The 12577-nt window shown below is 50.4% G+C and carries 12 protein-coding genes, 6 tRNA genes and 1 rRNA gene; all 19 read right to left on the bottom strand.

What is annotated here, in order from left to right; translation table 11 throughout:
- Positions 1-25: 25 nt before the first annotated feature.
- Positions 26-649 carry an imidazole glycerol phosphate synthase subunit HisH gene (gene hisH / locus AC0YN4_RS31095; protein WP_475837574.1) on the bottom strand — a complete coding sequence of 208 codons (624 nt, stop codon included), beginning with the start codon at positions 647-649 and terminating at the stop codon, positions 26-28.
- A gap of 1 nt (position 650) precedes the next feature.
- Positions 651-1253: an imidazoleglycerol-phosphate dehydratase HisB gene (gene hisB / locus AC0YN4_RS31090; RefSeq protein ID WP_090986089.1), complete on the bottom strand. Its 603-nt coding sequence runs from the start codon at positions 1251-1253 to the stop codon at positions 651-653.
- Positions 1254-1322: 69 nt separating this feature from the next.
- A complete protein-coding gene (hisD, locus tag AC0YN4_RS31085) occupies positions 1323-2612 on the bottom strand; it encodes a histidinol dehydrogenase (protein WP_475784692.1) in 1290 nt (429 codons plus the stop codon).
- Between the two features lie 76 nt (positions 2613-2688).
- Positions 2689-3369: an ATP phosphoribosyltransferase gene (gene hisG, locus AC0YN4_RS31080; RefSeq protein ID WP_475837573.1), complete on the bottom strand. Its 681-nt coding sequence runs from the start codon at positions 3367-3369 to the stop codon at positions 2689-2691.
- Positions 3366-4634 carry an ATP phosphoribosyltransferase regulatory subunit gene (locus AC0YN4_RS31075; protein ID WP_475837572.1) on the bottom strand — a complete coding sequence of 423 codons (1269 nt, stop codon included), beginning with the start codon at positions 4632-4634 and terminating at the stop codon, positions 3366-3368. Before AC0YN4_RS31075 ends, hisG begins: the two co-directional genes overlap by 4 nt.
- Before the next feature lie 202 nt (positions 4635-4836).
- Positions 4837-5334 (bottom strand): acyltransferase, encoded by a 498-nt coding sequence (locus AC0YN4_RS31070; RefSeq protein WP_475784689.1) that lies wholly within the window; start codon positions 5332-5334, stop codon positions 4837-4839.
- An 8-nt stretch (positions 5335-5342) separates the two neighbouring features.
- Positions 5343-5999, bottom strand: coding sequence for a pyrophosphatase PpaX (gene ppaX, locus AC0YN4_RS31065; protein ID WP_475837571.1), 657 nt, complete (start codon positions 5997-5999; stop codon positions 5343-5345).
- 11 nt (positions 6000-6010) lie between these two features.
- Positions 6011-7027, bottom strand: coding sequence for a prolipoprotein diacylglyceryl transferase (gene lgt, locus AC0YN4_RS31060; RefSeq protein ID WP_475784687.1), 1017 nt, complete (start codon positions 7025-7027; stop codon positions 6011-6013).
- 73 nt (positions 7028-7100) lie between these two features.
- Entirely contained in the window at positions 7101-8039 is a 939-nt protein-coding gene (hprK, locus tag AC0YN4_RS31055; RefSeq protein WP_475784686.1) for an HPr(Ser) kinase/phosphatase, read from the bottom strand.
- A 140-nt stretch (positions 8040-8179) separates the two neighbouring features.
- On the bottom strand, positions 8180-9301 hold the full coding sequence (locus AC0YN4_RS31050; RefSeq protein WP_475784685.1) for an ABC transporter ATP-binding protein: 1122 nt from the start codon (positions 9299-9301) through the stop codon (positions 8180-8182).
- 91 nt (positions 9302-9392) lie between these two features.
- Positions 9393-10538 (bottom strand): PucR family transcriptional regulator, encoded by a 1146-nt coding sequence (locus AC0YN4_RS31045; protein ID WP_475837570.1) that lies wholly within the window; start codon positions 10536-10538, stop codon positions 9393-9395.
- 168 nt (positions 10539-10706) lie between these two features.
- Positions 10707-11648, bottom strand: a complete 942-nt coding sequence (locus AC0YN4_RS31040; protein ID WP_475784683.1) for an MraY family glycosyltransferase — start codon at positions 11646-11648, stop codon at positions 10707-10709.
- A 141-nt stretch (positions 11649-11789) separates the two neighbouring features.
- A tRNA-Lys gene (locus AC0YN4_RS31035) sits at positions 11790-11865 on the bottom strand.
- A gap of 14 nt (positions 11866-11879) precedes the next feature.
- Positions 11880-11963 (bottom strand) — tRNA-Tyr (locus AC0YN4_RS31030).
- A 9-nt stretch (positions 11964-11972) separates the two neighbouring features.
- Positions 11973-12048: transfer RNA gene (locus AC0YN4_RS31025), tRNA-Phe, on the bottom strand.
- A gap of 17 nt (positions 12049-12065) precedes the next feature.
- A tRNA-Asp gene (locus tag AC0YN4_RS31020) sits at positions 12066-12142 on the bottom strand.
- A gap of 14 nt (positions 12143-12156) precedes the next feature.
- Positions 12157-12232: transfer RNA gene (locus AC0YN4_RS31015), tRNA-Val, on the bottom strand.
- A 9-nt stretch (positions 12233-12241) separates the two neighbouring features.
- Positions 12242-12318, bottom strand: a tRNA-Met gene (locus AC0YN4_RS31010).
- Between the two features lie 152 nt (positions 12319-12470).
- Positions 12471-12577: ribosomal RNA gene (locus AC0YN4_RS31005) — 23S ribosomal RNA — on the bottom strand; the annotation flags it as partial.

Below are 12577 nucleotides of genomic sequence, written 5' to 3'. Positions count from 1 at the left end.
TTGATATATAGAACACCACTCGCTGCTATCGAGCGGTTTCAAGTGATTCTGTCGTAAGTTCCAGAAAATTCCGCAGCAGGCTCATGCCGAGCTCGCCGCTTTTCTCCGGATGGAACTGCATGCCGTACACATTGCCTCTGCCGACAATCGCGGTAACCGGACCGTTATAGTCCGTAATCGCAAGCAGATCATCGCCGCGCTGCGGCTTCGCATGGAAGGAATGGACGAAGTACACATGTCCTTCCTCAAGCCCTTTAAACAGCGGACTCTCCTGCTTAAACGACAGCTTGTTCCAGCCCATATGCGGCACTTTGAAGTCTCCGCGGAAGCGGATGACGCTGCCGGGCAACAGCCCCAAGCCTTGATGCTGTCCGTACTCCTCGCTCTCGCTGAACAGCAGCTGCATGCCAAGACAAATGCCAAGCAGCGGCTTGCCGGATGCGGCATAGTAGCGAGTCACTTCTTCGAGGCCGGTATTCTGCAAATTCTGCATCGCATCACCGAAGGCGCCAACACCCGGCAGAATCGCGCCGTCCGCCTCCATGATCTCCTGGGCATCCGCGGTTATGACCGCTTCATACCCGAGTCGCTCTACAGCCTTGCTGACGCTGTGCAGATTGCCCATGCCGTAATCGATGATCGCGATCATCCTACAGCACTCCTTTCGTCGAAGGCACTCCTTGCACGCGCGGGTCAATGGTAGTCGCTTCATCCAGCGCACGGCCAAGCGCCTTGAACACCGCCTCGATCATATGGTGCGTATTCACGCCGTAATGTACGATAACATGCAGGTTCATGCGCGCTTCAAGCGCCAGCTTCCACAGAAACTCGTGAACCAGCTCCACTTGGAAGCTGCCCACTTGCTGGGACGGATACTGCGCGCGATATTCGAAAGCCGGACGGTTGCTCAGATCAATGACCACCTGTGCCAGCGCATCGTCCATGGGTACGAACACGGAAGCGTAACGTTTAATGCCGCGTTTATCACCCACTGCTTCGCGAAGCGTTTGACCCAGGCAAATACCGATGTCTTCAACCGTGTGGTGATCGTCAATATCCACATCGCCGCGTGCTTCCACAGTGAGGTCGAATAAACCGTGCTTCGTGAATAGATCCAACATGTGGTTCAGGAAAGGAACATCGGTATCGATCTTGGAGATCCCTGTTCCGTCCACTCCGAATGCCAGCTTAATGTCCGTTTCATTCGTCTTACGCGCAACTTCGGCCGCGCGGATTGCGAGATTCTCTGCCATGTAACATCCATCCTTCTTTCCACTGTACCCTATATTTTTGACGATTGCTGCCCTAACGAATGACTGCTACTAAGCGTTACGCTCCCGCTCCAGCCGAATTTCGATCGCCCTGGCGTGCGCTTCAAGCCCTTCATGGCGAGCAAGCGTCATAATGTTATCGCCGTTCGCAAGCAGCGCATCCTTGCTATAGTAAATCAAGCTCGACTTCTTCACGAAGTCATCCACATTCACAGGAGACGAGAAGCGAGCCGTGCCGTTCGTTGGCAAAATATGATTCGGACCGGCATAATAATCGCCGACCGGTTCCGAGCTGTACGGTCCGACGAAGATCGCACCGGCGTTCTCGATTCGGCCGAGCAGCGCCATCGGCTCTGCCGTCATAATTTCCAAATGCTCCGGCGCCATGCGGTTCACTGCGTCAATCGCCTCGGTCATCGTTTCGGCGATCAGAATCGCGCCATAACCCTCAATGGATTGTCTCGCCGTGCCTTCGCGCGGAAGCAGCGCCAGCTGACGCTCGACCTCGATCGCGACAGCATCGCCAAGCGCTTCCGATGTCGTTACAAGAATCGCGGACGCCATCTCATCGTGCTCCGCTTGCGACAGCAAATCCGCGGCCACGTAAGCCGGGTCAGCCGTCTCGTCGGCCAATACAACGATCTCGCTCGGACCTGCGATACTGTCAATCGCGACAACCCCATAAACCGAGCGTTTCGCGAGGGCTACGTAGATGTTGCCCGGTCCGCAGATTTTATCCACCGGCGGAATCGTCGCCGTACCATAAGCCAGAGCCGCTACCGCCTGCGCACCGCCGACGCGGTACATTTCCTTCACGCCTGCTTCAGCAGCCGCTACAAGAATATAGGGATCGATTCCGGCTTTGCCGCCTGTAGAAGGCGGTGTCACCATTACGATTTCCGGAACACCCGCAACCTGTGCCGGAATGACATTCATCAGCACCGAAGACGGATAAGCGGCTTTCCCACCTGGGACATAGACCCCTACACGTTTGAGCGGTCTAAGCAGTTGTCCAAGCATCGTACCGTCCGGCTGTACATCCACCCAGGATTGACGCATCTGCTTCTCGTGAAATTTCCGAATGTTCGCTGCAGCTTCACGAATCGCCGTAAGAAAACCTTCATCGACATGATCATAAGCGGCTTGTATTTCACGCTCTGTGACACGCAGCTGCGACTCGTCCAGCTTTACGCGGTCATGCTGCTCGGTATAGCGCAGCAAGGCCGCGTCTCCTTCAGTACGTACCGCTTCAACGATTTGACGTACTGATTCATTTTGTTCCGGTGAGCCATAGTCCACCTTACGTGTTAATCCAAACTGCTCCGCACGCAGCTTCCGCATAACGCCACCCGCTCCTTTCACTTCTCCCACCGCATAAACTTGTTTACGCTTAGCGGTGACAGCTTTCTCTCGCTATCTATACGCCTGCTTTAGCTGCAATCGCAGTCTGCAGCTTGTCGCATAAGCTCTGAATCGCATCATTCTTCATCCGGTAGCTGACACGGTTGGCAATCAACCGGCTCGTAATCCCGAAGATCGTCTCCATCTCTACAAGTCCGTTCTCGCGAAGCGTTTGCCCGGTCTCCACCATATCGACAATACGATCAGCGAGCCCAATAAGCGGCGCCAGCTCAATAGAGCCATTCAGCTTAATGACTTCCACCTGCTGCCCCAACTCGCGAAAATATTGCGAAGCCACATTCGGATACTTCGTCGCCACGCGAGGATGAATGACCGGCTTCCAATCCGGCAGTCCGATGACGGACATGCGGCATTTGGCGATACCCAGATCAAGCAGCTCATAAACGTCTTTATTTTCTTCCATGAGTACATCTTTGCCTACGATGCCGATATCCGCCACGCCGTACTCGACATAGGTCGGTACATCGACGGGTTTCGCCATGATGAACGACATGCCTAGCTCCGGCAGTTCGATAATAAGCTTCCGTGTGTCGTCAAAATCACTGGGGATCGGCACGCCGGCTTCCCGAAACAGATTCGATGCCACCTTATAGATACGTCCCTTAGGCATCGCGACCTTGAGCAGCTCGCGTCCAGATATGTCGCCGGTATATAAACCGTTACTCACTATGCTCATCTTGAAGTCCCTCCCTGAACGCCGCCGAAGAACGTCAACAGCTTCGTAAACGTGACGCCTTTGTAGATCACTTGACCGTCGACTGAATCCGATGCAGCAAGCACAGCCTGCTGGGCGTCAGCGCCGTCCATTTTCCCCGTCACCACGATGATTGCCTCGTCGCAATTGGCGCCTCTAATCGTATCCGCCGCTTCACGAAGCTCACGCGCCTTATTGAGCGCCGCTGCACGACCGGCAGCATCGTATCCAATCAGCACGCGTTCCGTTCTCGTTTCGCTGGCATGGTCCCCAATAAGCTCCAGAATCCTCGTTGTCTTAAGCGCAAACCCTGTTGCAGGTGCCGGACGGCCAAACTGCTTCAATAAGTTATCATAGCGGCCGCCGCTTGCTACCGGGAATCCGAGATCCGCCGCATAGCCTTCGAACGTCATGCCGGTGTAGTATTTAAAATCGCCAATCATCGTCAAATCAATCAATACATGCTCGCACACCCCATACGCCTCAAGCACATCCCACATCTCGCAGAGATGCTGAATCGAAGCCTGCGCCGTCTGATCAAGGCTAAGCGCCAGCGCTTGACTGCAGATCTCTTGCCCGCCGCGTAGACGAGTAATCCCTTCCAGCTCGCTGCGCATCGCCTCAGGCAGTGTCAGCTTCCGCAAGCCTTCGCGGTACCCGACATAATCTCGTCCAAGCAAGTAGGCTTTCAGCTCTTCTTGAGCAACTGCCTGCCCCGGTAATGCTTCCTCGAACAGACCGTTCAAGAAGCCAACATGCCCGATTGCAATCTTGAAGCGGTTCACACCTGCTGCTTTAAGCGAGGCGATCGCAAGCGCAACCACTTCGGCATCCGCCTCAGGGGAAGCGTCTCCGACAAGCTCAACGCCGGTTTGGAAGAATTCCGCCTCACGGCCTGCTTCCTCTTCAATCGCCCGGAACACATTAGAATGATAAGAAAGACGAACAGGGAATTGCGCATCCTTCAATACGGAACTAACGACACGCGCAATCGGTGCCGTCATGTCGGAGCGAAGCACAAGCGTCGTCCCGCGATTGTTAAGCAGCTTGAATAGTTTCTGGTCGGAAGTCGAGCTGGCAACACCGACTGTATCGTAATACTCCATAGTAGGGGTCATGATTTGCTCATACCCCCATGAGCTCATGCATGCAAGCACTTGATTCTCAATTTGTCTCAGCTTCGTTACAGCATGAGGCAAATAATCTTTCACGCCAATCGGCTTCTCAAATACCTTCGGTTTAGACATTATATGCTCACCTACAATGCTTTAGTTAGTTAACGTGTTACCATATTACCATACTGCCAAAATAAAGGATTAGACGTAATAATAACACGCGTCCCTCTATTCGTCAATACATAAACAGCCAATTGTATCCAACTGTCAAAGCCTGTAGATATAGAAAAAACGGAGAGCATCGCTCTCCGTTTCTGACCCGCAAAGAGTGCCATTATGTACCTTGTTCCGTCCCGCTGCGTATAATCGCAATCGGGTTCCCTCCGACGAAAGCTCCGGGCGGCACGTCCTTATGAACAACCGATCCGGCCGCGACGACAGCACCATCCCCAATAACAACGCCGGGAAGGATCGTCGTGTTCGCGCCAATCATGACATTGGAGCCGATTCGAACCTCGCCAAGCCGGTATTCCTTAATCAAATACTCATGCGTCAATATTGTCGTATTATAGCCGATGATTGAGTTCTCCCCGATACTAATCTTCTCCGGGAAGAAGACGTCAACCATTACCATGAGTGCAAACGCGCAATGCCGCCCTACCTTCATGCCAAGCACATGCCGATAAATCCAGTTCTTTACTGGCAGAGAAGGACAATAGCGCGCTATCTGGATGAAGATAAAATTCCGTACGGCCTTCCATCTGCTGACCGTTCGGTATACTTGCCATAGGGCATTTGGCCCTTCGACCGGATAACGCTCAACGTTTCTCAAGTAGGGCTCTACTCCAATCCCGCGAATGCATACAGCTCGCGCATGTCATGGATTACATGACGAGCACCGCTTTCCTTCAGCTTCGCTTCACCTTTCAGTGACCACGCCACTCCGACCGAGATAACCCCAGCCTCTTCAGCAGCTTCGATGTCGACCACACTATCGCCAACCATCAATGTCGTCGCCGGATCTGCGCCTAATGCTTCTAATGCTTTCAGAACCGGCTCCGGGTGCGGCTTCGGATGCTCGACATCTTCAATTGTCACGATCGCGCCTGGCTCCACGTAATCGTACAGGCCTACATAACGCAAACCGCGTTCCGTCGTCAGACGCATTTTGGTCGTTACGATTCCGATCTTTATCCCGGCTTCATGCAGACGCGCGAACACTTCCACAACCTGTGGGAAAGCCGATACATAATCGTCATGCATCTTAAGATTGATTTCACGATAAGCCGCAACTAGGTCCGTAACATCTTCACGACCTGAGAATAGCTGCATTTGCATAGTAAGCGGCTGTCCCATGCTTGGAATAATATGTTCCCGATCAAACTCAGGAGGGACGATTCCTTGTAGCGAGTGCAGGAACGATTGAATGATCAGCTCATTCGTGTCCATAATCGTACCGTCTAAATCAAACAACATTGTTTTCACTATTGCTGCCATGCGATTATTTATTACTCCTTTAATGTCGATTCTCCGTGACCTTGACCGTCCGATTTCTTATCCGGCTCAGTGCGATCAACCTTCTTCTCAGGCGCTGCACCTGCTTCTAAACCGGTTTTGTAATTGATAACCGGATCGCTATAACGTGCATTCGCTTCACCAGTAGTACGACGTCCGATAATCATAGCGACCGCCGCGATAATCAGCAATACCGATACCAGCTGCGAAATCCGGATGTTCCCCTCTGCAGGGTTCAAGTAACCTTGATCGAAAACAATGCCCATCGGCGACCATAGTGCATTCATAACGGAAGCCGCCCACGAAGCGCCATGGAAAGCCAAGCTGTCTGTACGTAATGCTTCAATGAAGAATCGTCCGATGGAGTAACCGATGAAGTACGTCATCAGCAGTTCACCTGCACGCAGGAACGGACGACGACGAATAACAAGCAGCACGACCAGCACAAGCAGGTTCCACAGTGATTCGTATAGGAAGGTTGGATGGTGAAATATACCGTCAACATTCATATTGGTTACGATCCAATTCGGTAGATGAAGCGTGTCACGCAGGAAGCTCTCTTCAACAGGTCCGCCATAAGCTTCCTGATTGACGAAGTTCCCCCATCGACCGATCATTTGGCCGGCGATAAGCGATGGCGCACAGATATCCGCAATTCTCCAGAAGCTGTAGCCCTTATATCGGAAATATATAATACCGCATATGAACGCACCTATAAGCGCTCCGAATATCGCAATACCGCCATTCCAAATCTTAAAGAAATCGAGCAAATTGCCCTTATACTCGTCCCACTTGAACGCTACAAAATAGATTCGCGCGCCTAGGATAGCAGACGGAACACCAAGCAGCAGTAAATCCATGAAGAAATCCGGAGATAAACCGAATCGTTTTCCTTCGCGGACTGCAAGCAGCAATCCTACAAGCGCTGCCGTACCCAAGATAATACCGTACCAATGCACAGTAATAGGGCCCAGCGAAAAAGCAATCGGATCTAAACGTAATCCATACATGCGTCAACGGCTCCTTCTCTCTCCATAATCGATAGTCTGGCTACCTATTCATTCATTGTATCTACGACGACAATCAATCAAAATCATCCGCATCTTCAGCGATCGTTTCTGTCAACTTATTCGTAAACTGCAGAGCTGCATTATAGCCCATTCGTTTCAGCCTGAAGTTCATCGCAGCCACTTCGATAATAACCGCCAAGTTTCGGCCCGGACGGACAGGAACTGTAACGATCGGCACGTCCGTATCGATAATTCTCGTTGTTTCTTCATCCAAACCAAGCCGGTCATACTGCTTGTCCGCTTGCCAATTCTCAAGCTTGATAACCACACTGATCTTCTTCATGTTGCGAACTGCACCGGCGCCGAACAGCGTCATGACATTGATAATACCAAGACCGCGAATTTCAAGTAAATGGCGAATAAGTTCAGGTGCCGTACCATGCAATTGTCCATCTGAGGTCTGGCGAATTTCAACAGCATCATCCGCGACAAGGCGATGGCTTCGCTTTACCAGCTCAAGCGCAGTCTCACTCTTACCAATTCCGCTGCCGCCCGTTATGAGCATACCCACTCCATAGACATCGACAAGAACACCATGAATAGTAGCAGAAGGTGCCAGTTTCCGTTCAAGGAAGTTGGTAATTCGGCTTAAAAAGATTGTCGTAGCCGCATTGCTGCGAAGTACCGGAATTTGCTTCAGATTGGATTGCTCAAGCAGTTCAGCCGGCGCATCCATGCCACGGGTAATGATGAAACAAGGCGTTTCATCATCGCATAAACGTTCCATGCGATCTACACGTTCTTGTGTGCTAAGCGTATCCATGAAAGAAATTTCGGTTTTCCCCAGAATTTGTACGCGCTCCTTCGGATAGTAGTCGAAATAACCTGCTACCTCAAGTCCGGGGCGCGATAAATCGTCTAACGTAATGCTGCGGCGGAGTCCGTCTTCTCCACTTAGTATTTCAAGCTGAAATTGACTTACCAGATCGGACACTTTCACTTTCTTAGCCACTATTTCGGCCTCCTCAAAATCGCAGCCAGCTACGAGTTGTTAGATTAATTAACCAGATATCGTTATCGTATCGGAAATAACAAATAAAAACAACCGCCCGATAATTCGGGCGGTTGTCAGGGAAGGCTCAGCGCCTTATCTTATACTTCAAATACGTTCAGTTCGCTCTCTTTGTCGAAGACATGAACTTTGTTCATATCAAGAGCAAGCTTAACGTTTGTACCTTCTTTAACGCCGGAGCGGCCGTCAACACGAGCGATTACTGTGTCTTTGCCAAGACCGTTCAGGTACAAGAACATTTCGTGACCAAGGTTCTCAGCAACTTCAACGTGAGCGTTCACGATTGTTTGCGGGGAAGCTTCGTGGAATACAGGCTCTTCGTGCAAATCTTCCGGACGGATACCAAGAATGATCTCTTTGCCGATAAGGCCTTTTTCTTTCAATTGTTGTGCTTTACCTTCTGGAACAAGAACATCGATGTTAGTCGATTTGAAGCGAACAGTACCGCCACCTTCGCTAAGCGTACCCGTGATGAAGTTCATCGAAGGAGCGCCGATAAAGCCTGCTACGAAAATGTTAACTGGGTGGTTGTACAGCTCTTCCGGGGAAGCAGCTTGTTGAATGATACCGTCTTTCATAACGACGATACGGTCACCCATTGTCATTGCCTCGATTTGGTCATGCGTTACGTAGATAACAGTTGTTTCAAGACGTTTAGCCAGTTTGGAGATCTCCGCGCGCATTTGACCACGAAGTTTAGCATCCAAGTTAGAAAGCGGCTCATCCATCAAGAATACTTGTGGTTCACGAACGATTGCGCGGCCTAGGGCAACACGCTGACGTTGACCACCGGACAATGCTTTTGGTTTACGGTCAAGCAAATGCTCGATATCAAGAATTTTAGCAGCTTCACGAACGCGTTTGTCGATCTCTGCTTTTTTGAATTTACGAAGTTTAAGGCCAAACGCCATATTTTGGTATACGTTCATGTGTGGGTACAAAGCGTAGGATTGGAATACCATCGCGATGTCACGGTCTTTAGGGGCAACGTCATTAACAAGACGCTCGCCGATGAACAGTTTACCCTCGGAGATTTCTTCCAGACCTGCGATCATCCGAAGTGTTGTGGATTTACCGCAACCCGATGGACCGACAAGAACCAAAAATTCTTTGTCTTTAATGTCGAGGTTGAAATCTTTTACGGAAGCGAGATCAGTTCCCGCGTATTTTTTGTAAACGTGCTCTAAGCGTACACCAGCCATTGTATTTCCCCCTAAAAGAAATAGTGTAATTCAATAACCTTAGTTTATATCAGTGCTGTCCTAATGACTATGCACATACTTTACAAAAAAACTACGACCTTTTCGTCACTTTATACAATAGTAAAATAATTTTGACGAGTACAGCATCACGGAATTGCCGAACATCCAGTTCTGTCTCTTGTTTTAGCTTATCAAGTCTGTACAGAAGTGTATTCCGGTGAATATAGAGTTTCTTCGCCGTTTCACTCACATTGCAGTCCAGACTGAAGAACGTTTCCAGCGTTGTTAAGATCTCCGGGTCTAGAAAAGCATCTGTACGCTTCAGCGCTTGCTCTACAAACTTAAGACGATGTGTTTCAGGAATCGTGTTTAACAGCCGCTCTAAATGCAGCAGCCATGGCAAATGAATATTGGATCCGATATGAAACGTTCTTCCCAAATGCACCGTCTCACGCAGCAGCGCTGTCGTTCCAACCAGTGAATTTGCCGGTGAGATCGGCTGGGAAACGGCAAGATGGCATTCCCCCATCCATTCGCTGGTCAGCATATCGTTCAAGCCGTTGACGATGGACGCTAAGCTTTCCTCGACCGATTCCTCTTCTTCGTCATCGCGTTCCTCGGACTGCGCTTCATGAATAAGTGAAACTGGTCCTAATACAAGCCATTCCTGCTCCTTAAGAGGAATGATAATGACCTCTTCCGCAAGGAACGTACGCAGCAGCTTCTCCAATTCGCTATAGCTGGATCGACCGGATTCAGCCTGCTCACAGACGAGCATGAAAGGAATCATGGAGGAGAATAATCTTCCTCGTGCGATAAGTCGCTCCGGCAATGAGTGCTTCGGCTCCGTGGAATCAAGCTGCTCATCAATCCAGGCACCCAGCTCTCGCGCGTAACGTTCAGATTCCGTAACGCCTTCGTAGCTCTTGGAGCGTACAGCCAGCATTTCGGATAATGTCCAGCTAATGAGGCGCTGTTCCTTCTCGCTTAATTGACTCCGCTCAATTTCGAGCAGGTCGACAGTGTGCAAATTCACATTCATGACAAACCAAACGGTACCTTCGGTACCATGCACGTAATCCCCAATGCTAATCGTATTATTTTTAATTGATGATTGCTCTTCTGTGCTTGCACTTTCCTCGGCCAGCATTCTCCAATCTTGAATTGGCAATTGATGCTCTCGGACCGGGCAATCCAGAACAGCTTGCAATTGCGCCATCCATTTTGCTTCACTCATCGGCTTGCCCCTATCCTATCCACGCCTAAATGCGCTTTATTATATAAGGAAGTAACAATTCTAACCATACTTCGCTTATCTTCTAGGGAAGAACGTTATTCCACCACCATGTGCAGGCGGCAGCAGCTGTTTCTTCTTGGGACATTGTACCATAGATTGGGATCTATTTCAGCTTAAGGCAAGCAGCAGAACGATTGATAATAAGGAGAACAACGCCGCTACCAGGTAGATGAAGGAAACGGTTTGAATTTGGGTTAGCCCCCAGCGCATCAAGACATGGTGGGTATGCAGCTTGTCCGCCCGGTGCAGTCCCTTGCCCGATAGCAGTCTGCGAAGCATAACGACTGCAGTATCCAGAATCGGCACACCCAGCGCCAGAAGCGGCACTGCCACGGTAACAAGCGTAGCACTCTTGAAAGCACCATCCACCGCAGTTACAGCCAGGGCATAACCAAGGAAGGCAGCACCGGCATCTCCCATGAAGATTCTGGCCGGATAGAAATTATAGATAAGAAACGCCAGACATGCCCCGACGAGAATAACGGCAAGCATCGCAGTGGAAGGTTGGTGCTTCAGCAGCGCGGCAATAAATAGCGTTAATGAAGAGAAGGTCGAAACCCCTGAAGCGAGACCATCTACGCCATCAATGAAATTAATCATATTGATCAGTGCAAATACCCAAATAATCGAGCTTATGGTGCCGAGCCATGTCGGAAAATGGATCAATCCGCTCGGACTCGACAGCCCTTCGATTCGAATACCAAAGAATAGCGGCAGAATCGCCGCAGCCAAATAGATCAGCACCCGGGGCCATACCGGGAATTCCGCTCCGTTTGCCTTCGCCGCATCATCCGCTAAACCAATGACTACGAGCATCAGGCCGCCAATACTGATGACCATACTTAGCGGGGTTGCGCCTTGAAATATAAACAAGGTAATCACAATACCTGCATACAGCGCAGCTCCGCCCATCAGCGGAATGGGAGTGCGATGAATTTTACGCGAAGATGGTTTGTCTACAAAACCCATACGAATCGCATATTTCCTTAGTATCGGTACCAATACGACAACAATGGCAAAGCAAAGCATGGCAGCAAATACGTATTTCATCTCTATATGACCCCCTGAACAGCCCTTTGTGTTCAGTTTACCCGCAGTAGGGTGAAATACTCTGACCTCTCATGTAATATTTGCGCAGAAAACAACAAAAAACCTGTAGGTCAATGACCTACAGGTGAATGGTTTATGAAATGGTGAGTCATGTAGGATTCGAACCTACGACACCCTGATTAAAAGTCAGGTGCTCTACCAACTGAGCTAATGACTCTTACTGTAAAGGAATGGTGGAGGGCGATGGATTCGAACCACCGAACCGTGAGGAAGAGATTTACAGTCTCCCGCGTTTGGCCACTTCGCTAGCCCTCCACAAGATAATGGTGGCTCGGGACGGAATCGAACCGCCGACACGAGGATTTTCAGTCCTCTGCTCTACCGACTGAGCTACCGAGCCTTACTTTTAAAGTTAAATGGCGGAGCCGACGGGATTCGAACCCGCGGTCTCCTGCGTGACAGGCAGGCATGTTGGGCCACTACACCACGGCTCCGCATTTAAAAATTATGGTGGAGGCTGACGGGATCGAACCGCCGACCCTCTGCTTGTAAGGCAGATGCTCTCCCAGCTGAGCTAAGCCTCCATATAGGTGTGGTAGCGGCGAAGGGACTCGAACCCCCGACCCTCCGGGTATGAACCGAATGCTCTAGCCAGCTGAGCTACACCGCCACACAATTGCCTCATAGTACTGCTTGTCCATCACGACTGAGGCAGCCGTAATAACCAGGTTAACTTACGCCCTGAAAACTGGATACGAACCTTTGCGAAGGTTTTTCATTAGCTGATTATTGTCCGAAGTTGAACATCCGAGCAGATATTCGTAGGATAAGCCCTCGACCGATTAGTATTCGTCAGCTGCATGCATTGCTGCACTTCCACCTCGAACCTATCAACCTGGTCGTCTTCCAGGGGTCTTACATACTGGGAA

Source organism: Paenibacillus sp. J22R3, from assembly GCF_056269305.1.
This window is presented reverse-complemented; position numbering and strand designations above follow the sequence as displayed.